Raw genomic sequence first — 21,464 nt, 5'->3', positions numbered from 1 at the left:
CGAGGCGCGCAGATGGTGATCAGGAAGCGTTCCGTTACCATCGCCGGCCATCGCACAAGCCTGTCTCTGGAGGATGCTTTCTGGGACGGGGCGGCGTCGATCGCCACGCAGCGCGGCCTCAGCCTTGCAGCCCTCATTCGCGAAATAGACGAGGCGCGCATCGGACGCGGCGGAAATCTATCCTCGGCGATCAGGCTCTACGTGCTCGAATGGGCAAGATCCGGCAAAGCGCTATAGATTGCCGAGACCATCATCGGGCGAAACACCCGGAAGATCTTCGAAATTGAGCTGCGGCAGCGGCTCGGGCTGAGGCGCAGGGGCCGGCGTCGGCTCGGCAGGTGTCGGCGTCGATTGCGGAGGCGCAAGGGGAGCGCCCTCCTCCACAGCTTCGCCGGGCGCGATGGGAAACTGGCCGGGAATGGGAACGTCCACCGCCGGGGGTGGCACAGGCTGCCGCGCCTCTTCCTCCGCCGCCTGGCGGGCCGCCTCGGCGGCCGCCCGCGCCGCGTCTTCCGCCGCCTGCCGTTCCGCGCGCGCAGCCTCTTCGGCAATGCGGGCTTCTTCGGCGGCCCGGCGCGCGGCTTCCTCGCGTTCGCGCCGCGCAGCCTCTGCCGCGCGTGCCTCGGCCCGCGCCTCGATAGTGGCACGCAGTTCCGCCGCCTCCCGGCGCAACCGCTGCTTTTCAAGGACGGCTGCCTGAACTCGCTCGACACGGCGGCGTTCGCGCTCATAAGCGCGCAACGAAAGGAAATTGGCCATCTCGGTCGCATCGATCGTTCGCTGCGGGGACGCAACCGGTCCGCTGAACGACAACCGCAGCGCCGGCGTGGCGCCCGGCAGGCTCTCTTCCCCCGCATCGAAGGCCGCCGTGAAGCTTGCCTCGATCGTGCCCGCCGCAATGTCGGCCGAGCCGCCGCCGCGCAACGACAGGTCGGGATTTTCCAGAACGATGTTGGAGGCCCGCGCCACGCCTCCGGCGATCGTCAGGGGAACGGTCGCCTGATCGACGGCGAACAGACCATCGGCAATCGCGCCGCGGGCAAGCTCGGCAATCGCCGGCGCCTCGATCTCGAAGTTCTCTTCATCTGCGGCAGCAAGGATGTCGGCGAAGGCTTCGCTGCGCAGGCCCGCGATCTGCAACTGGGTAAGCGTCAGGGCGCCCGAGCCTGTGAACGATCCGGCGAGCGCCTCGGCAGACTTGCCGCTGCCTTCCAGCGAAAGTGCAAGATCGGCCCGGCCGCTGACGGGCGATTGCTCCTCACCGGTGCCGAGAAGGCGCGTCAGGAAGCTGTCGGCGAGTTGCATCTGCATCTGCAAGACGCCGGAGCCTGCCCGGTTGGCAAGGGTGAGATTGCCCGCAAGGGTACCCCCGAGCCAATCGGCGGCGAGATTGGCGAATCTGAGTTCGCCGTCTCCATAGGCAAGATCGGCGGAAAACCTTTCGGCCGCTTCGGCAATCCCGAAATAGGCCCGGTCGGCGCGAACGGAGATCTCACCTGAAAAAGGCAGCGCGGCAACCGTTGGAAATTCGCGGGTCGACCAGCCTTCATCCTGAAGGGAACGCAAGGGCTGACCATAAAGACTTTCGGCAAGCCATTCGAGATCGAGAGTATCGAGAGCCAGGTTTCCCTCAATCTCAGGGGAAGGTTCCCGGCTCATCGTCAGATCGGCCGAGACGGCGTTGTCGGCAAGCGTGCCCTCAAGGGCGGAAAAGCGCCAATGCTCGGAATCCAACGCTACACCGGCAGAAAGGTCGACTGGCAGGCCGGTGCCGAAACCGGGCAGACCCACGCCGGCCAGCAGGAGATAGGGTTCGAGGTCGCCGGCTTGGAGCGCGACGTCGAAAGCACCTTCCTCGATACGCTCTTGCGCCATCCGCATGCGGCCGCTGGCAGACAACGACGCATCTGCCGTGCTCAGATTCAACGCGACATTGGCCATTTCGAAAAGCGGCCCATCGAACGTGGCGGACAGTTCGCCGGGCCCACCCACATAGAAGGGCAGCACCGGCAGACCCATCTGTGCCAGCAAACGCTCCGTGCGCGGATTGACGAGCCGCATATCGAGCGCCAGCGGCGCATCGCGCCACGCACCCAGCGGCGCATCGCTTTCGGCACGAAAGTCGATCGTGCTGCCGCCGGCCTCGCCGCCGACGACAAGGTCGTAGCCCGACGCCGATGCCGAAGCGCTCTCACGCGCGCTGCCGAGGCGCATCGCGACCTCGAGCGCGGCCGGGCCGAACAGATCGGCATTGCTGCTGAGCGAGCCAAGGTCGAGGCCCGATCCGCCCAGACGCTCCACAAGAGCGAGGAAGCCAGCCGGTTCTTCAGCAGTGATGGTGAAGGACGCCTCGCCCTGCGGATCGGAGATCAGCTCGCTGAACGTGCCGCCGCCGTCGATCGCCGCGCCAGCAAGATCGGCGATTTCCAGACGATCGACATCGAGGATACCGTCCTGGAACGTAAAGGCCGTGTCGACGCCGCCCATCTCAACGCCATATGCGGAGAAGCGCTCGGCACGCAGACGCGCCGCCACGTCGTGGCCGACGAGCCGGCGGGCATTGTCCGGTCCGGCGAAGAGGTCGACAAGCGCCCTCAATGCCGTCAGGTCGAAGCGATCGCCTGCCATGTCGAAGCTGAGTGAGGGTCCCCGATCCTGCACGACGCGTTCAAACCGTCCGTTGAGCGTGGCTTCGCCGACAACCAGTTCGAGATCTCGAAAGCGCTGCATGCGCTCGGTCAGGTCGACACGCGCCTCCAGACCTGCCGCGTCCAAGCCACGAATGGCGGGATTGACGTCGTCGCTGAGCCAGGCCGCAAAGCCACTCGGCTGGTTGGACGCCAGGACGAGATCGCCGTGAAAGCCGAAGGCATCACCAAGGCCGAGCTCGCCGCTTGCCTCCAACTGCGTGCGTCCCGGCAACGCGGCGGCGAAACGGTCGACCCGCCAGCGGCGACCATCCGGGCGCGCATCGATGCTGACCTCGCGCAATGTCGTCTCGCCGAAGATCACGGCCGGCAGCACGACGCTGACTCGGCCGGGAAGGTCGGGAATGGGAATCCGCTCCACGATACGGCGGAACGTCGCGATCCGCTCCGCGGCCGAAAGCGGCGCGGTTTGCGATTCGTCTTCGGCCGTCGCCTCGGCGCCCGATTGGAGGCGGTCGACATTGATCTGCTGTCCGTCGGCGATCAGCAGGAACTCCGGTTGCTCGCCGGTGTCGATCGTTGCCTCGCCGGTCACGACATAGGGATCGGCGCTGGCACCGACTTCAAGTCGATACTCGTTCACGCGCAGCCGCTTGCTGTCGGCCTCGAACAGACCGGTGCCGCGTACCGTCGTGCCGGCAGGGGTCGCATCGGGCGCGCTTTCCTCGGGCAGGTCGAGCACCTGAACCGTGAAATTGCCGGCGTAGCGCGGCTTCATGTCGTCGATCTCGGCACTGCCGTCCAGTTCCAGCGAAATCGGATGACCGTCGGGCAGCAGACGACTGCGGATGCGGATGGAGCCGTCGGCGTCGAGCGCGCCTGTGGAGATCGAGAAGGCCCCGGACTCGCCGTCGACCGTGCCCGTACCTTCCAGCCGCCACGGACCGGCGAGTGAAGAGGCCGACACGACAGTGTCGAGATCGTCGATCCGATGCGTCCTGCCGTTCTGCTGGTCGTCGATGACGACAACGGCGTCGCTGACACGGATACGCTCGAAGACCACCGTGCCGCCCGGCAGGCCGGCAGTCGGGCGCCGCGCCCAGTCGAGCGAGCCGTCCTCGGCCAGTTCGATATTCAGGACAGGCTCTTCGATCCGCATGTCGAAGATCCGGATTTCGCCGCTGAGGAATGGCGCCAGTTCGGCGTCCATGGAGAAGCGCTCGATGCGCATCATCGGATCACCGCTTGCGCGCGTGCCGACCTCAACGTCGTTGAACGTTACCGATGGAAACGGGAGAAGGCGCGCATCCGCGCTGCCGTGCACGACGACATCCTGGCCAAGAATACGGCTGGCCTCGCGCTCGAAATCCTCGCGATAGCTCGTCCAATCGATGAAGAGCGGCCCGATCAGCGCAGCAAATAGCGCGACAACGACCAACCCTCCGATAAACACAAATACGCGCGCCAGCGTCATATCCTCCGCCAGGATGAGGGCGACGGACCGTTTTGGCCGCCGCGATGCTTGGCTTTTCTAAAGCGTCGGGATGCCGGAGCGATGGCAAGACCGGCATGGGCCCCGAGCCCCACCCTCGTGAGGCATAGTCACAGAATCACGAAAGCGCAAAGATTTTACCCGGATTCATGATGTTTTGCGGGTCGAGGGCTGTTTTGATGGCGCGCATCAGATCAACGCCGTCGCCGATCTCCTCGCCAAGAAAGCGCTGTTTACCCTGGCCGATGCCGTGTTCGCCGGTGCAGGTGCCGTCCATGGCAAGCGCGCGGGCATTCAGCCGCTCGACGAAGGCCTCGGCTCTGTCGATCTCTCCACTATCGGCCATATCCATCAGGACCATGACGTGGAAGTTGCCGTCCCCGGCATGCCCGACGATCGGCGCCATCAGTCCGTTTGCGGCGATATCCTCCTGCGTCTCGCGCACGCATTCGGCAAGCCTGGAGATCGGGACGCACACATCCGTGGCGAAGGTGCCGGCGCCCGGCCTCAATTGGAGCGCGGCGAAGTAGGCGTCGTGGCGCGCCTTCCAGAGGCGATTGCGCGCCTCCGGGTCGGTCTCCCACAAGAACGCACCGCCCCCGCACTCCGCGGCGATCTCGCCGAAGGTCGCCGCCTGTTCGCGCACCGACGCTTCCGTGCCGTGAAACTCGACGAAGAGCGCCGGCGCATCAGGATAGTCGAGCCCGGAATACGCGTTGCAGGCTTTCATCTGCAGCGCATCGAGCAGTTCGATCCGGGCGACGGGGATGCCCATCTGGATCGTCATGATGACGGCGTTGCAGGCATCCTCCACACTGCCGAACGGACAAACGCCTCCCGAGATCGCCTGCGGCACGCCCGACAGCTTGAGCGTCACCGAGGTGATGACGCCAAGTGTCCCCTCCGCCCCGACGAAAAGGCGCGTCAGATCGTACCCGGCCGATGACTTTCGTGCCCGGTGTCCCGTGCGGATTTCCTCGCCCGTCGCAGTGACCGCCGTCACCGCGATGACGTTGTCGCGCATCGTCCCGTAGCGCACCGCATTCGTGCCGGACGCTCTGGTCGAGGTCATGCCGCCGATCGAGGCGTTGGCGCCCGGGTCGATCGGAAAGAAAAGGCCGGTGTCGCGCAGATAGGTGTTCAGCGCGACCCGCGTGATGCCGGGCTCCACCGTGCAGTCGAGGTCCTCGGCGTTGACCTGAAGCACCTTGTCCATACGCGACAAGTCGATCGAGATGCCGCCGCTCGGCGCATTGACTTGGCCTTCCAGCGAGGTGCCGACGCCGAAGGGAATGACCGGGACGCGATGCGCGGCGGCCAGCCGCACGACTGCCTTCACCTCGTCGGCGGTTTCGGCAAATACCACGGCGTCGGGCAATTGCGGCGCGATATAGGTCGTGGTGTGGGCATGCTGCGCCCGAAACGCCTCGCCGGTCTGCAGCCGTTCACCGAATTGCTGTTTCAGGATATCCACCACCTGCCGGATGCCGGCATCGTTGCGTTCACCGGTCCTGATGTCGGCTATGGCCATTCCTCGCCTCCCTGCTTCCCGAGACGCCCTTGCCGCCCCGTCGTCATCCGGTAATGTGACGAACCGCTATGTGCTGTCCACCCATGATGCGAAGGAATGCCCATGCAATTCGAGGCTCCGTTCCGAGCCCCGCCTGAAATCGTCAGGCAGGAATGGATCGACCATAATGGCCATCTCAACATGGCTTACTACAACGTGCTGTTCGATCACGCGATCGATCATATGTTCGAAGCGCTCGGCTGCGGAGCGAGCTACGTCAAGGAGCGCGGCCTCAGCTTCTTCACGGCCGAAACGCATATTTGCTATCTGCGCGAACTCAAGGTTGGCGCAGAGACCCGCACCACCGTCCAGCTTCTGGAGCACGACGATCGCAAGACCCGCTTCTATCAGGAGCTTTTTCATGCCGATGGCTGGCTGTCCGCGACCAGTGAGAGCGTTCTGCTGCATGTCGACATGAACGGGCCAAAGGTCGTGCCTTTTCCGCCGGACGTCGCACAGCGTTTCGCTGATCTGCAGGACGCGCATGCCGCCTTGCCGATGCCCGAGCGGGCTGGACGCTCAATCGCGCTCACGCGCAAGACCGCCTGATCCGCCGATCGACCCCGAGAGGCGCAATGCCGTCGCACTATCTGCTGCAACTTCCGGCCCTATTGCGATCCTGGATCGCACCGAACGTTCGTGCCTTCCGCCAGGACAAGCGGATGCGGCTCTGGGTCCTGTCCCTTGCGGTCGGCATCGGCGTTGCCATTGCGGCAATCGCGTTTCGCGAGGGGATCGGGCTCGTCCAGTTGCTATGGCTGGGCGACAGCACCGAGCACGTCCTCAGCGCAACGCGCAGGGTGCCCTGGTACGTGATTCTGGCCGCGCCGGCCGCGGGCGGACTCGTCGTCGGCCTCATGCTGCAGTTCCTGCTTCCCTCCCGACGACCCCAGGGAGTGGCGGATGTCATCGAAACGCGCGCCATCACCGGTCGCCAGATCGGCTTTCGCGAAGGCATCCTGTCGTCGATCGCTACGGTGATCTCGCTCGGAGCGGGCGCCAGCGCCGGCCGTGAAGGCCCGGTGGTCCATCTCGGCGCGACCCTTGCAAGCGGCATCGGGCGACATCTCGCCCTGCCCGAATGGAACCGCCGCACCTTGCTGGGGGCCGGCGTGGCTGCGGCGATCTCGGCGAGCTTCAACGCCCCGATCGCCGGCGTGTTGTTTGCCCACGAGGTCATTCTCGGCCACTACGCGATGCGTTCCTTCGTGCCGATCGTCATCGCGTCGAGCGTCGCCGGCGTCATGTCGCGCCTGCATTTCGGTGATTCGGCCGCCTTCCTCGTGCCGGCCTACAACGTGACGTCCTATTGGGAATTCCCCGCCTTCGCTCTTCTCGGCGTCGTGGCCGCCATCGTGGCGGTCGGGTTCCAGTTCGCCCTGTTTTCCGCCGACTACCTGGCACGTCTCGTCACCATACCGTTGTGGCTGCGCCCGGTGGTCGGCGGCATGATCATCGGTGCGATCGCGGTCTTCTTCCCGCAGATACTCGGGGTCGGCTACGAGGTCACCGACATGGCGCTTTGGGGACAGCTGTCGCTCGTCACAATGCTGACGCTCATTGTCGTCAAGGCGGCGGCGACCGCCATCACGCTGGCTTCGCGGTTCGGTGGAGGCATCTTCTCGCCCTCGCTCTATCTCGGCGCAATGACCGGCGGCGCTTTCGGCATCATCGCCGCATCGCTGTTTCCCGACCTCGCCTCGAGCCAGGCGCTCTATTCCATCCTCGGCATGGGTGCGGTCGCAGGTGCCGTGCTTGGCGCCCCGATTTCCACGACGATGATCGTGTTCGAACTTACCGGCGGCTATGCGCTGTCCGTCGCGTTGCTGCTCAGCGTCGCCATCGCCCACGGCATGAATCAGGCGATCCACGGCCGCTCCTATTTCCACTGGCAACTCGAATTGCGCGGCCTTTTCGTTCAGGACGGACCCCACAACGCCTTGAAGCGCAATATCCGCGTGATGGACTTCATGGAACCGGTCGAAGGCGAGGCGGAAATCTTCGACGAGGAAAAGGGCGAGGCTGCGCTGAAGGCCGGCGACACGCTGGACAAGGCCCTGCGCCTGTTCGACACGGGCGGACATTCCCGCCTCCCCGTTCTCGATGACAGGGACAGCCGGCGCATCATCGCCTGGGCGACGCAGATCAAGGCACTTGAGCACTACAACCGCCGCCTGATCGCAGCGAGTGAAGAAGAGCACCGCTGAGACCTGCCGCCCGGCGCTTCGCCTCTGTGCCTCGCAGCTCGCCGGAGCCCTTGCGCGCTAAGATCTCAGGGCAGCCGCCTCGTCCAGCTCCTGCAACAGCCGGGCCTCCTCGCTCGCGCGCGGCTTCGTGAACCGCGCCAAGAGCAGATAGGCCACGGGCGTGACGAAAAGCGTTGCCAGAACGGCAAGCGCAAGCCCGCCGACGATGATCCAGCCGAGTGCAATGCGCGCCTCCGCGCCAGCACCCGATGCCAGCACCAGCGGAACCCCGCCGATGATGGTGGCGATCATCGTCATCATGACCGGCCGCAGACGGATGGCGCAGGCCTGTTCGATTGCCTCGCGCACGGACTTGCCGCGATCGCGCAACTGATCGGCGAACTCGACGATGAGAATGCCGTTCTTGGCCATGATCCCGACGAGGAGCACGAGCCCGATCTGACTGTAGATGTTCAGCGTCCCGCCGGTGAGGATCAGCGCGAATATGGCGCAGGCCAATCCGAGCGGCACGGTTGCCATGACGATGACAGCGCCGATGAAGCTTTCGAACTGGGCCGACAACACCAGGAAGATGATCAGGACGGCGAAACCGAACGTGACGATCATGCCGCTGGCGTTTTCTTCCAGCGTCGCCGCTTCGGCGAGCGGGATGATGCGCTGATCGGCCGTCAGCACCTCCGCGGCCATCGCCTCGACTTCGGTGAGCGCGGTGCCGAGCGCGAATTCGCCGACGAGGGCCGCATTGATGGTGACCGACCTCAGCTGTTCCTCGCGGTCAAGTTCCGGCGCGATGGCGCGTTCCTCGACGGTGGCGATGGTCGACATCGGCACATTCTGCCCGTCGGCGGTCCGCAGGAAGATGTTCTCCAGATCCGTCGGATCGTTGATCGGATTGGTCGTCGATTCGATCATGACCGGCACCGCACGGCCTTCGACGAAGACCTCGCCGACCTCGCGCCCGTCGACCATCGCCTGAATGGTGTCGGAAAGACCGGTGATGTCGATACCGAGATCATGCGCGCGTTCGCGGTTGATCGCGACGAACAGCTGCGGCTGGGTCGTCTCATAGGACAGACGCACCTGATTGAAGCGTGCATCGTTTTCGAGCCGCTCGACGATCGTTTCCGCCGAAGCGGCAATGCCTTCATAGGTGTTGCCGACAATGGCGAACTGCAGCCCGTTGCCCGCGCCGCGAATGCCGAGACTGTTCGGCTGGATGGCGAAGGCGCGAACCGAGGGGACCTGCGCCGTCGCCGCATTGATATCCTCGACGATCTCGGCCTGCGAGCGCTCGCGCTCGCCCCACGGTGCCAGCGTCATGACGACGAAGGCGCTGTTCGGCTCGCCGCCCGAGCCCGTGTTGGTGAAGATATTGATGATCTCGCCGCTCTCGACGAGCGGCTGCAACTGTGCCTCGATCGCGCGGACCTGGGTGTTCATGTAATCGAGACTGACACCCTGCGGCGCGGAGATGCGCATCAGCGCGAAGGACCGATCCTCCCGCGGCGTCAGTTCCTGGCGCACGGTCCCGACCGCGAGAAAGCCGGCGACAAGGAAAAGCCCGGCAATGAGCACAACGACAAAAGGCGCGCCGAGACATACGCTGAGCGCACGTCCGTAAAGCGACGCGATGCCCCCACCGAACCGACCGAGCAGCGACTGCTTTCCTTGTCCATGATGGCGCACGGCATCCTTGGTCAGCATGATCGACGCGAGCATCGGGCAAAGGGTGAGCGCGACGAGCGACGACAGGCCGACCGAGAACGCCAGGACAAACCCGAATTCGCGGAAAAGTCCCCCCGTCTGGCCAGGCAGGAAGGAGATGGGAACGAAGACGGCAGCAAGCGTTGCGGTGGTGGTGACGACCGCAAAGAACATCTCGCGCGTGCCGACGACTGCCGCAGCACGTCGCCCGACGCCCTGCGCGCGGCGCCGCACGATGTTTTCGAGCACGATGATCGCGTCGTCCACAACGAGCCCCGTGGCAAGGACGATGGCGAGCATGGTGAGAATGTTGAGGGAGAAGCCGGCGAGGTAGATCGCCGCAAGCGTGCCGATCAGCGCGACCGGCAACGTCAGCATCGGGATCAGCGTTGCGCGCCAGTCTCCCAGGAAGAGGAAGATCACGATCAGCACGGCCACGACCGAAACGGCGAGCGCGATCTCGACCTCATGCAGCGCCCCCTGGATGAAAACGGCGTCGTCGCTGGTGATCCGGATGTCGGTGCCTTCCGGCAGCACCTCGCTGCGCAGCATCGAGACCGCATCCTCCACGCCGGAGGAAATGTCGAGCGTGTTGGACTGGGCCTGCCGGATGATGCCCATGCCGATCCCGGTCCGCCCGTTGGAGCGAAGACCGCTGGCGGCGTCATCGGCCTCGAGCGTGACGACGGCGACATCGGCAACGCGCACGCGGCCATCGATATAAAGCGCCTCGAATTCGGCCGGACTCGTCACCTCGGCGGTTGCCCGCACCACGAGATCCTGATTGGCGCTGGAGAGCGAGCCGGCCGGAACGTCATAGGAGACCGAATCCAGCACCTGCCGCAAATCCGCGACGGTCAGGCCGCGGCTGGCGAGCTTCGACTGATCGACATCGACCTGGAAAATCTTCTCGCGGTCGCCATAGACCTGAACGTCTGCGACCCCTTCCACAGCCGCAAGACGATCGACGACCTCGTCTTCCACGAGCACCGTCAGGTCCTCGATGTTCATGCTGTCGGCCGTCACCGCCAGGCGCATGATGGCCTGCGCGTCGGCGTCCGCCTTGATGATGATCGGATCGTCCGAATCTTCGGGCAACTGGAAGGCGGCGCGCCCCATCGCGTCACGCACATCCGAGGCGGCGACGTTCAGATCGACATTGTCGTTGAACTCGATGGTGACGCGGCTGTCGCCGAATTCGGAAGACGACGAGATCGACTTGACGCCCGAGACACGCGCGACGGCGCCTTCGACGACCTCCGTGACCTCGCGGTCGATCGTCTCGGGTGCGGCGCCGGTGAATTCGGTACGGATCGAGATGACGGGCCGGTCGACATCCGGCAGTTCGCGCACTTCGATGCCGAAAAAGCCGGCAAGACCGGCGACGATGATCAGCGCGTTGAGCACGAAGGCGAAGATCGGACGGCGCACGAAAATCGCGATGCCGCCGGTGGAACGGTCGGCGAGGACGGCGTCGTCGTCATGGCCGTCAGGCGGCAAGGCGTCCTGCCCGTCCTTCTTCGGTCCGACTTCCGTTGGGCTCATCGCTCAATATCCCCAAAATCTCTGGACCGGCCAATGAACGCAGACCGGCGCGGTGACGCTCAGGAGCCGGAAGGCCGGCGTGCAGGCAGTGTGTCGGTGCGCGTCACCAGATTCTCGGCGACCGGCATCGGGATCTGGCCGACCTGGTCTTCGCTCTCATTGGCGACCATGACGGTCGCACCGTCACGCAACTGCATCAGCCCCTCGGTGATGATCCGGTCGCCAGCCTCGATATCGGCATCGACCAGAATGGAATCGGAGTTGCGCTGCACGATGCGGACCGGCACACGCTCGCTGCGATCGCCGTCGATACGCCAGACGAACGAGCCGTCCGCGCTCCATTGCACCGACAGAGGATCGACGGTCGGATAGGTATCGCCGTCAAAGGTCATCGCCACGGAGAACGCCATGCCGGCGCGCAGCCGATCGTCTTCATTGGGAATGGCCGCCCGCACCCACAGCGTCCGGCTTTCCGGATCGATCCGGTTGTCGACGGCGTAGATTTCGCCGTCATATTGCCGATCGGCGTTGGAAATGGCGCGCGCTGAGACCGGCTGCCCGACCTCGATCATGCTTGCGAAGCGCTCAGGCACCCAAAAGTCGACGAGCAATTCGGAGCGGTCGTCGATGCGGACGATTTCGGCATCGGTCGTGACATAGTCGCCCGGATTGACCGACACGATACCGATGACCCCCGAGATCGGCGCAGTGATCGCGCGGCGCGACAGATTGAGCTCAGCCTCGCGCAGCTCAAGCTGCGCGGTCTGGACCGCAAGCTCCGCCTCCGTCACCTCGACATTGGAGATCGCGGCCGCCGAACTGTCGCGCAGCGTCTGTCTGCGCTGCAGCGTGTTCTCCATGTTCTCAAGATCCAGACGAGCCCGCTCGACCGCTATCGTCTGCTCTTCCGAGGCAAGGCGTGCCAGAACATCGCCTGCTTCCACACGCTGGCCGGATTGAACGAGGACTTCGTCCAGATTGCCGGTAACGTACGGTGTGACATTGACCGAGTTGACGGCCTCGCCGTCGCCGATCGCCGTCAGCCGGTCGTTGACTTCCGCCGTGCCCGCTGGGGCAACCACCACCATGCGCGCCTCGCCCGGGCCTGCGGCTGCGGGACCGCCGCCCGATCCGGCGCCTTCCTGCGGGGTCTCGCTGGCATTCGACGGTGCCAAAGCCGTCAGCATCGGATGGTCGATATTGTAGCTCGCAAGCGTGGCGACCGCATTGGGGTCCAGCTTGATCCAGGCAAATCCAGCGACGCCGAGTATGACGAGCGCGCTGACGCTCTGTTTGAATGCCGACATTGAAATCCTCAAACTATGCGCGTCTGCCGGACAGCGGCTGAAACGAATGTCCCTGATCGGCAGCTTAACACGCCGCCAATCTCATATTGGATTACAATTACGCAACATTACCTGAACGCAAGCTGAAAGAGGCCGCTATCGCCGTGACCGGCGCAGCTGCAGTTCCACACTTCAAGCATAGACCCGCCACATCAGAGCGGAAAGGCCAGAATTTGCGCCTCGAAAGCCGCAGATCTGGCGCGCGCGGGCGCGGTGAGGCCAGGACCACGTTGACGCAATCGTGATGAGGATGGCCGCAATTCTCGATGCTTCAAACGTCGGCGCCGATGCGTTTGAGCATCGCCTTGGTCAGGGACTGGCGCCACGACTTTGCATCGGACCAGGGATCTTCCGCCTCCAGCCGTTCCGGCATGTCGGCAATCTGGAAGGCATCGGCCGATGCCAGATCGGAAAGTTCGTCCCATGAGACCGGCACGGAAACCGGCGCGCCTGTGCGCGACCGGGTGGAATACGGGGCGATGGCCGTCGCACCGCGCTCGTTGCGTAGCCAGTCGATAAATATCTTGCCCTTGCGCTTCGCCTTCGACATCGTCGCGACGAAGCGACCCGGCTCTGCGCCGGCACACGCCGAAGCAAAGGCTTTGGCGAATGCCTTTACCTCAGGCCAGGCGGCACGGCGCTGCAACGGCACCACGACGTGCACGCCCTTGCCGCCGGTGACCATGGGAAGGCTCTTCAGTCCGAGATCGGCAAGGCGATCGCGGATCAGGACGGCCGCGGATTTGACGTCCTCGAAGGTGAGCTGTTCATCGGGATCGAGATCGAAGACCATGCGCACGGGCTTTTCGAGATCGTCGGTGGTCGCGCCCCAGATATGAAATTCCATCGTGCCCATCTGTATGGCGGCGACGAGGCCCGCAGCATCGTCGACCACCATATACTCTTCCGTTTCGCCCGAATTCTCCTTGATCGGCACGCGCTTGATCGCCTCGGGGAAGCCATCGCTTGCGTGCTTCTGGAAGAAGCATTGCTTTGCCCTGCCCTGTGGACAACGCACCAGCGACACCGGATGCTTTGCGACGAACGGCAGCATGCGTTCTGCTGCCACCGCATAGTACTGGGCCAAGGCGATCTTGGTAACGCCCTGGTTGGGAAAGACGATCCGATCGGGACTGCTGATCCTGACGCCGATGACCTCGGCGGCGTCGCCCTTTTTGGCAGAAGATGGTTCGTCCGCGGCCACGGTCCTGTTCCCTTCTTTCGCTTTTGTCTCGAGCGTCACCGCCTTTGCCGGCTTGTCCTCGCGCAGGCCGAGAAAGGAACCATGGCGGACATGGCCGTCATCGGTGAATTCGGCAAAATCGATCTCGGCAACGAGATCGGGCGTCACCCAGCGCGCGCCGCGCTGGAATTCCTTCGGCACGCTGATGAAAGGCATGGACTTGCGCGCCCGCTTCTTCAGCCTGGCGCCAAGATCGGCCAGTGTGTCTTCCGAAAACCCCGTTCCGACGCGGCCGCGATAGATCAGTTCGCCGTCCTCCATCGTGCCGAGCAGCAGGGAGGCGAAGGCGCGCCCGCGCTTGTCCGAGGATGCATAGCCGCCGATGACGAATTCCTGGCGCCTGGTGCATTTGATCTTCAGCCAGTCGCGTCCGCGCCCACTTCGATAGGCCCCATCCGCCCGCTTGGCGATGATGCCCTCCTGCCCGGCAGCGCAGAGTGAGCGGAATACCTCCGGGCCCTTCCCGCGCACGTGCTCGCTGTATTGCAGAGCCGGTGAGGACTTCGAGCGTTCAAGCAGATCGCGAAGCATTTCCTTGCGTTCTCTCAACGGTTTGGACTTCAGGTCCTTTCCGTCGAGAGACAACAGGTCGAAGGCGTAATAGCGCATAGGATCGTGCGCCTTGATCGCCTTCTGCAACGCCGAGAACGCGGAGGCGCCGTCATCGATCGCGGCGGCCATTACCTCGCCGTCCACAAGCGCGTTCCGGCAGTCGAGCGTTTCGAGCGCCGCCGCCACATCGGGGAACTTCTCTGTCCAGTCCAGTCCGTTGCGAGTGTAGAGACGAACACCCTTGCCGCCGATCGCTCCGAGCAGCCGATACCCATCGAATTTCACCTCGTGGAGCCAGTCGCCGCCGTCGGGAGCCTCATCAACGAGCGTCGCCAGCATCGGGCTCTCGAAATCAGGCATCGCGGCGCGCGCCGAACGCTTTGGCATTTGCTTCGGCTTTTGAGCCTCGGCCTTGGCAGTCCTGGCGGCGGGTTTGTCCTTCGAAGACCAGACCGCATCCTTCTCTGCGGCGATCTCCTTCATCCCGCGCCCGGTCTTGACGCTGGTGACATTCGTCTTCGTCAGGACATCGCCATCCTTGCCGTCATAGCTGTCGGCGACCTCGTCGCGCTCCTTGATCAGCAGCCAGTTCTCGCGCTTTTCTGATTTGCGCGCGCGCATGCGGACCAACGCCCAGCCGCCGGTCATCCGTTCGCCATGCAGCCGGAAATGCAGTTTGCCTTCCTTGAGCCCCTCTTCCGGGTCGTGGAGCGGCTCCCAGGTGCCGCTGTCCCACAGCATCACCGTTCCTCCGCCATATTCCTTCCGGGGGATGACACCCTCGAATTCGCCGTAGGACATCGGGTGGTCCTCGGTCATGACAGCCAGCCGCTTGTCGCCCGGATCGACACTGGGTCCACGGGTCACCGCCCAGCTTTTGAGGACACCACCCCATTCCAGGCGCAGGTCGTAGTGCAGCCGCGTCGCGTCATGCTTCTGGACGAGAAAGATCAGACCCGACTTGCGCGCGCGGCCACGTTTGCCCTTCGGCTCGCGTGTCTTCGAAAAGTCGCGCTTGGCGTTGTAGGTGGTGAGCGGGTCGGCCCGCGCCATGACAATCGGACCTCAGGCCGATTTCTTTCGGGGCGCCGCCTTGGACCGGCCGGCCGTTCCCTTGGCGGCGGATTTTCCTCGGGTAGAAGACGTTGTTTTGCGTTTGCCGTCCGAGGTTTCAAGGCTCTTCTTCAGAGCCGACATCAGATCGACCACGTTGTCGCCGCCGCGTGGCTTGCGCTCATCCGCATCCGACTCGACCCGCTTCGATTTCTTGTTTTTCGTCTTGGCGTCGATCAGGTCGCGCAAGGCGTCCGCATAATGATCCTTGAAGGTCTTGGGATCGAACTTGGCGGTCTTCCGGTCGATAAGCGCCGTCGCGACTTCCAGCAATTCCTCGTCCGCCGCCTTGCCGCTGATCTCCGAGAAAAGCGGATCGGCCTTGCGGATTTCGTCGGCGTAATGGAGCGTTTCCAGAAGCAGCCCGTCGCCACAGGGGCGAATGGCGCACAGATACTCGTGGCCGCGCATTGCCAACTGGCCCAGCCCGACCTTCTCGGCGTTGCGTAGCGCATCTCGCACGACCCGATAGGCGTCCTCCGCCAACTCGTCGGTCGGAACGACATAGTAGGGCTTGTCGTAATAGAGCGGCGGTATCTCGCACGCGCCGACAAACTGCACGAGTTCCAGCGTCTTGCGCGTCTCCAGCTTCACCGCCTCGATCTCGTCGGGGTCAAGCAGGACGTAGTTGCCCTTTTCGTATTCAAACCCCTTCACGATCTCGTCCGCGTCGACCGGCCCATGGCCTTCAACGACCTTCTCGTAGCGGATGGGCTTGCCGGTTGGTTCGTGGATCTGCCGGAAGCTAACCCTCGCTCCCGTCCGGGTCGCGCTGTAAAGTTCGACCGGGATCGAAACGAGCGACAGCCTCAGCTGCCCTTTCCACATCGCACGCGCAGCCATTGAAAGCTCCTGACGCTGGTTACCGCACCAGCATCGGCGCGGTCATAATCAATCGAACGCTAATGTGGGTCCGTCGTTCCCGCACTCAATCGCGAAGTTGATCGGGCTTGATGACGGACGAGCCGATGCGGCCGGACACGACACCGCGGCGTATGTCGCCATCCGCCTCACCTTCTTCGATAACGGTATAGAGCTTGTCGTCCCGGAACGCGCTCGCCATCAGCGTGGAATTGCCGTCGCCCGGCTTGGCGCCCGAACCGAGAAAGTCGCCCTCCGCCTCGGCTGCGACAAGCCGCGCATCGGCTGGCGAGCGCGCCGCCACGACGATTTCGCCATGGCCCGGTGCGCGGTCCCAATTGGGGTCGTCGGCTCGCGCGATCGGCACCAGACGATAAAGACCAATCGCGTTGTCGGCTCCTGTCCTTCCCAGTTCCGGCATTTCTGCGCTCCTCACGATGACTTCTTCTTTGGGAGGTTCTTGCGCTTGGTTTCGGCAATGTCCTCCAGCTCCTTCTCGCTCATGGACTCGACCATCTGTTTCGATGCGCCCTTGAGTTCGGATTTCCTGGTCTCGCCGCGTTTGACCGAAAGTGCCGCGCCGGCTGCTTTCTGCTGTGCCTTCGATTTTGCAGGCATGGTCATCTCTCCAACTGAATCGCAGCCCCATTCACAAAAAATCGGATGAGACGGCGAATGTTCCGTCGGAACAAAAGTCTTCATGGAGAATTTCATCGCGCGATGGACAGTATCATTGCCGACATCACGCAAACCACCTACCTGCCGGCTCCGGTCGTGTGGGCTAGGCTCTTCGGTGCGCTGCTCTTCGGCGCCATCATCGGATTCGAACGGGAAATGAAATCACGGCCGGCGGGCCTGCGCACCCACGCGTTGGTGTCGACCGCCGCGGCGGCCTTCGCGCTGCTGGCGACCGAAGTGATCCATTCCGACAGCCTTGGCGACAACGAAGTGCGGATCGATCCGCTGCGCGTCATCGAGGCGGTCACAGCCGGCGTCGCATTCCTCGCCGCCGGCTTCATCGTCTTCGCCAAGGGTGAGGTGAAGGGCCTGACCACAGGCGCCGGGGTATGGCTCGCAGCCGCAATCGGGCTTTCGATCGGCTTCGGCTACTGGATGATCGCCGTTCCCGCCGCGGTGCTCGGCGTCCTTGTCCTGACCCTGTTGCGCAAGTTCGAGACGATCACGTCGCTGAAGGAATGACATGTCCGACACACCGACCGCCGAAGACCACGCCCGCGCCGCCCGCCTCGTCTATGTCAGCGACGAAGAACCGGGTTTTCGACGGCGCAAGGCCGGCCGCGGCTTCTACTATCTGACGCCCGATGGAGAGAAATTGGGCTCGGGCGACCATATCGACCGAATTCGATCGCTGGCGATACCACCTGCCTATGAGGACGTCTGGATCACGGTCGAGCCGCGCGGGCACCTGCAGGCGACCGGACGCGATCAGCGCGGGCGCAAGCAATATCGCTATCATCCCCAGTGGAGCGCCTTTCGCGATGACACCAAATACGGTGAGCTGGCCGAGTTCGCCCGCCTCCTGCCGGACATTCGCGAGGCGGTCGACCGCGATCTGCGCCGGCGCAGCCTCTCGCGCGAGAAGGTCTTCGCCTCCGTTGTGTGGCTGCTCGACAACCTGCTGATCCGCATCGGCAATACCGTCTATGCCCAGCAGAACAAGAGCTTCGGGCTGACGACGCTGCGAAAGAAGCATCTCGAAATCAGCGGCTCGGTGATGCGGTTCCGCTTCAAGGGCAAATCGGGCAAGGAATGGAACCTGACCCATACCGACCGCCGCATTGCTCGCGTCATCCGCTCGATCCACGAACTGTCGGGGCACCATCTGTTTCAGTATGAAGACGAGGACGGTGCGCGTCATCCGGTGCGCTCGCAGGACATCAATGCCTATCTTCGCGAGGCGAGCGGCGCGGAGCTGAGTTCGAAGCTGTTTCGTACCTGGGCCGGCACGCGCCTGGCGGCAATTGCGCTTACCGAGCTTGAGCCGCCGTCATCGAAGACCGACGGACGACGCAAGATCAACGAGGCCGTCGATGCCGTTGCCTCGCGCCTCGGCAACACCCGCGCGGTGTGCCGCCGTTGCTATATTCACCCCCGCATCATCAGCACCTTCGAGGAAGGCGATCTGCGCGGCGAGCTGGCGGAAACCCGCCCTGCCCGCGGCGCATGCGAGGACTGGATGGACATCGATGAGCGCCGCCTGATGCGATGGCTGGAGACCGAGCCGGTCCAGACGGCGTCCAAGAAGAGCTGAGCCCCTTCACCTTTGAAGCGGAGCGATGAACCCGGCATCCAGCAATGCCGCGTAGACGGCTGCAACGTCGTCGCGGATGACGGCCCGTTCAACATGTGGAAATGCCTCCGCAAGGATGGACGCCGCCTCGTCGCGGCTCGTTGGCTGATCCAGCAGATTCCAGATGCCCACCCCGACCGCATTCAGATGATAGATCGCGCACTCGCTGTCATCGGCCAGGAACATCTCGCCGTCGACGGTGCGCAACTGGACATCCGTGCTGCGGGCAAAGGCAAGGTTCGGCGGTATGTCCGCGTAGCTGAACGAGGAAGTGATCGATCGATCACTGCCGTCGCCGAGGGTTTCCGGCTTCTCGGCAACGGCAATGCGCGGCGGCCATGATGCAAACGCCGAAGCAAGGACCGCGGCCGCTTCTTCGAGATCGCTGTAGCAAAGCCGATAGCGTGGCAGGCGTTCGACGACGGCGTGCAACCTGTCGATGAGAGTGCTTGCCGGCGCGGCGCGGGCAAAGTTCTGCGCGATCAATGCACGTAGCATGGCTGGCCGTTCGGCCGAGAAGAACTCGACCGGACCGTCATCGCGGCGGTCGAGCAGCACCAGCGCGCCGAGCGGAGCCTGTTCCCCCCTTTTCGCCAGGCGACCGCCCGGCAGATCGAGATAGCTGTAGCGCCGATCGTCGATACGGCCGGCGCGCTCGATATAGTCGCGAGCGGCACCGCCAAGCGTTGGCGGCAGCGGACGCCGCAGACGCGGCGCAAGGCCAAGCGCCACTCCCTCGCGATCGCCCGGTGCCAGGGCAAGGGCGTCATCGCCGAAAATCTCATGGCCCTGCGAGGCAAGATAGGCGGCGAGCGTGCTCTTGCCGGCTCGCGCTTCGCTCGGGAACAGGACCAGGCGTCCGCCAATCCGCACGGACGCACAGTGAAAGCACAAGCGCTCCGGGTTGGCCGCGATCGACGCGCCAAGAACCTCGACGACGAGCCGGTTCGCCGTTCCCACGGCATTCAAGGTCAGCTCATCGCCGCTCGCGGTCGTGATGGCGTAAAGAGCGCCCGTTCGGCGGATCGACACGAAGGGACGCTGTTCGCGATCGACGCGCTCATGCGGCCAGTCGCCGAAAGCCGCGTCGACCGCGGCGAGGAGTTCCGGACAATCGGGCAGTTCGGCCACTTCACCCGTGTCGTCAAATGCCATCCGCATCGGTCTGTCCGAAATAGCGCTCGGGCCGCAGATGCGGCCCGAGTAGGGATATGATCAACTGAAGCTGCCGCTGCCGTAGCGGCGAATGCGTCGGTGATGGCGCGGCGGACGGTGACCCCAATAGCCGCGATCGTACCGGTAGTGCCGGCGCCCGCCTCCGCCGCTGAAGCTGCCGCCACCGCTATAGCCGGAGGCACGCGCCTCACTCAATTGCAACAGCGCCGGCGCGGCGTAGGCGGCAGCTGCGCCAAGGCCGAGTTTCGTCAGCATGGCACGCCTTGAGATGTTGGTCGGTCTGGTGCTGTCGTTGGCCATGATGGCTCCTCTTCTCGGTCGTCCCGAAGCGTCCCTTCCGTGTTGGACAACGATGGCAGCGCCGATTTATTCCGCCGTCGGGAAAGAGAAATTCGAGTTTCAGCCGCAGATGGCATCGGCCTGAACAAGGCCCCAGCCATAGACGCCATCGCGGCCCGTTTCTCCAAGGTCCAGGGCTTTCTCGGCCAGTTCGGCAACCAGCTCGGCAGCCGGCTTGTCGGGTGCGCGGGCGCGTGCGACGGCGAGCGCCGCTGATACGAATGGCGCGGCATAGGATGTGCCGGAACGGAACCGCCCGCCGCTGATCGACGCCGCCGTCCAGATATCAACGCCTGGTCCGGCAAAATCGATGTGGTCGCCGTTGACGGCGCGGCGATAGACATTGGCTTTGGCGTCGACGGCCGTGACCGCTACGACATCTCGATATGCAGCCGGATAGAGCGGCTCGGACTGCGGGCCGGCATTGCCTGCCGCAGCCACCAGGATGACGTCGCGCGCACGGGCTGCTTCGATGACGGCCTCAAGGATCGCATTGGCGGGACCGGCAAAGCTCATGTTGATGACCTTGACGTCACGCCCCGCCAACCGGTCGATCGCCCGCGCGATGTCGAAGCTGTCGGCCATGTCGACGCCTTCGGCGCTCTGGTGAAAGGCCTCGACGGCGATAAGTTCGACGCCGCTCATGAGGCCCGGCGTTCGGGTATCGGCCCGACCTGCCAGCATGACGGCGATGGCCGTGCCGTGCATGGCGGATGCGGCCTCGCGGCCCTCGCCGATCACGGCCAAAGTTTCAACCGCGACGTCCCGCAAGGCCGCGTGCTCGACATTGACGCCGGTGTCGATCATGCCGACGAGGGTCCCGGCCGGACAATTGCGCGCCTCAGGGCTCCATCCGACGAGATCGAATGCCGCGCATGTTCCGTCGGAACAGGCGAGCTCTCCAGGCTCGTAGATGTGATTGAGATCGAACAGCGCGCCCGGCACCGCATCGAGTATCGCGGTGCGCGCCTGCTCGATAGTCAAGTCTGCCGGCACCTCGAAGCGGGCAAGCTCGAAATCGACGATGCCAAGCGATTCCTGATCAAGCAGCGTGTAGCCTTGCTGAACGATCAGATCGAGGTCGCCGGCATCGGGCGTCGCGACGACGATTTCGGGTCGAGGCGGCGGTGGTGGCGGCGCGGATGGCGCAGGCGCCGAAAAACTGCCCGAAAAGCTGCCGCCACTTCCAGAGGCGCGGGCCGTCGAAAGCTGCATCAGCACCGGCGCTGCGTAGAGCATGCCGGATGTCAGACCAAGCCGCGTCAGAAATTTTCGCCGTGTTTCGTTCGTCATTCCCGCCTCTGCCCGCTCCTGACGCAATTGCCGTCGACTGCCATTCCCTGGGAGAACGCACGAC

Annotated in this window: 16 protein-coding genes; 5 read left to right on the top strand and 11 right to left on the bottom strand. The window is 64.2% G+C overall.

Translation table 11 applies throughout. The features are described from left to right. The first annotated feature begins 12 nt into the window (after nt 1-12). Nucleotides 13-237 carry a ribbon-helix-helix domain-containing protein gene (locus tag CN673_RS02720; protein WP_099864673.1) on the top strand — a complete coding sequence of 75 codons (225 nt, stop codon included), beginning with the start codon at nt 13-15 and terminating at the stop codon, nt 235-237. Here CN673_RS02720 and CN673_RS02715 read toward each other — a convergent pair. Both CN673_RS02715 and CN673_RS02710 read right to left on the bottom strand, forming a co-directional pair. Next, on the bottom strand, nt 232-4,122 hold the full coding sequence (locus tag CN673_RS02715) for an AsmA family protein (RefSeq protein WP_099864672.1): 3,891 nt from the start codon (nt 4,120-4,122) through the stop codon (nt 232-234). The two genes, CN673_RS02720 and CN673_RS02715, sit on opposite strands and share 6 nt — an antisense overlap. Nucleotides 4,123-4,258: 136 nt before the next feature. After that, nucleotides 4,259-5,671, bottom strand: a complete 1,413-nt coding sequence (locus CN673_RS02710; protein ID WP_099864671.1) for an FAD-binding oxidoreductase — start codon at nt 5,669-5,671, stop codon at nt 4,259-4,261. Between the two features lie 102 nt (nt 5,672-5,773). Here CN673_RS02710 and CN673_RS02705 point away from each other — a divergent pair, with 102 nt between their 5' ends. Then, nucleotides 5,774-6,259: a thioesterase family protein gene (locus CN673_RS02705; protein ID WP_099864670.1), complete on the top strand. Its 486-nt coding sequence runs from the start codon at nt 5,774-5,776 to the stop codon at nt 6,257-6,259. Nucleotides 6,260-6,285: 26 nt separating this feature from the next. Further along, nucleotides 6,286-7,917, top strand: a complete 1,632-nt coding sequence (locus CN673_RS02700; RefSeq protein WP_099864669.1) for a chloride channel protein — start codon at nt 6,286-6,288, stop codon at nt 7,915-7,917. 57 nt (nt 7,918-7,974) lie between these two features. Here CN673_RS02700 and CN673_RS02695 read toward each other — a convergent pair whose 3' ends face one another. The 6 genes from CN673_RS02695 to CN673_RS02670 form a co-directional block, all read right to left on the bottom strand. After that, entirely contained in the window at nt 7,975-11,166 is a 3,192-nt protein-coding gene (locus CN673_RS02695) for an efflux RND transporter permease subunit (protein ID WP_099864668.1), read from the bottom strand. Between the two features lie 59 nt (nt 11,167-11,225). Then, nucleotides 11,226-12,473 carry an efflux RND transporter periplasmic adaptor subunit gene (locus CN673_RS02690; RefSeq protein WP_099864667.1) on the bottom strand — a complete coding sequence of 416 codons (1,248 nt, stop codon included), beginning with the start codon at nt 12,471-12,473 and terminating at the stop codon, nt 11,226-11,228. Between the two features lie 310 nt (nt 12,474-12,783). Continuing rightward, on the bottom strand, nt 12,784-15,360 hold the full coding sequence (gene ligD / locus CN673_RS02685; protein WP_099864666.1) for a DNA ligase D: 2,577 nt from the start codon (nt 15,358-15,360) through the stop codon (nt 12,784-12,786). 12 nt (nt 15,361-15,372) lie between these two features. Further along, on the bottom strand, nt 15,373-16,263 hold the full coding sequence (gene ku, locus CN673_RS02680) for a non-homologous end joining protein Ku (protein ID WP_099864665.1): 891 nt from the start codon (nt 16,261-16,263) through the stop codon (nt 15,373-15,375). Nucleotides 16,264-16,348: 85 nt separating this feature from the next. Beyond that, complete coding sequence (locus CN673_RS02675) at nt 16,349-16,702, bottom strand: hypothetical protein (protein ID WP_099864664.1); 354 nt, start codon at nt 16,700-16,702, stop codon at nt 16,349-16,351. An 11-nt stretch (nt 16,703-16,713) separates the two neighbouring features. Beyond that, nucleotides 16,714-16,899: a DUF3008 family protein gene (locus CN673_RS02670; RefSeq protein WP_099865031.1), complete on the bottom strand. Its 186-nt coding sequence runs from the start codon at nt 16,897-16,899 to the stop codon at nt 16,714-16,716. Between the two features lie 102 nt (nt 16,900-17,001). Between CN673_RS02670 and CN673_RS02665 the strand changes: the two genes are divergently transcribed. Together CN673_RS02665 and CN673_RS02660 are read left to right on the top strand one after the other, a co-directional pair. Next, nucleotides 17,002-17,481: an MgtC/SapB family protein gene (locus CN673_RS02665; protein ID WP_099865030.1), complete on the top strand. Its 480-nt coding sequence runs from the start codon at nt 17,002-17,004 to the stop codon at nt 17,479-17,481. Between the two features lies 1 nt (nt 17,482). Next, on the top strand, nt 17,483-18,553 hold the full coding sequence (locus CN673_RS02660; RefSeq protein ID WP_099864663.1) for a DNA topoisomerase IB: 1,071 nt from the start codon (nt 17,483-17,485) through the stop codon (nt 18,551-18,553). Between the two features lie 6 nt (nt 18,554-18,559). Here CN673_RS02660 and CN673_RS02655 read toward each other — a convergent pair whose 3' ends face one another. From CN673_RS02655 to CN673_RS02645, 3 genes are all read right to left on the bottom strand, one after another. Beyond that, complete coding sequence (locus CN673_RS02655; protein ID WP_157928767.1) at nt 18,560-19,747, bottom strand: PqqD family protein; 1,188 nt, start codon at nt 19,745-19,747, stop codon at nt 18,560-18,562. 60 nt (nt 19,748-19,807) lie between these two features. Next, complete coding sequence (locus CN673_RS02650; protein WP_157928766.1) at nt 19,808-20,068, bottom strand: hypothetical protein; 261 nt, start codon at nt 20,066-20,068, stop codon at nt 19,808-19,810. A 99-nt stretch (nt 20,069-20,167) separates the two neighbouring features. After that, the gene (locus CN673_RS02645; RefSeq protein WP_099864660.1) at nt 20,168-21,400 is read right to left on the bottom strand and encodes a S8 family serine peptidase; all 1,233 of its coding nucleotides are present in this window, start codon (nt 21,398-21,400) and stop codon (nt 20,168-20,170) included. Nucleotides 21,401-21,464: the final 64 nt, after the last annotated feature.

Origin of the sequence: Neopararhizobium haloflavum, from assembly GCF_002750855.1 — a bacterium.
GTDB lineage: Bacteria > Pseudomonadota > Alphaproteobacteria > Rhizobiales > Rhizobiaceae > Georhizobium > Georhizobium haloflavum.
The sequence above is the reverse complement of the archived record's forward strand: the minus strand, read 5'-3'. Positions and strand labels throughout refer to the sequence as shown.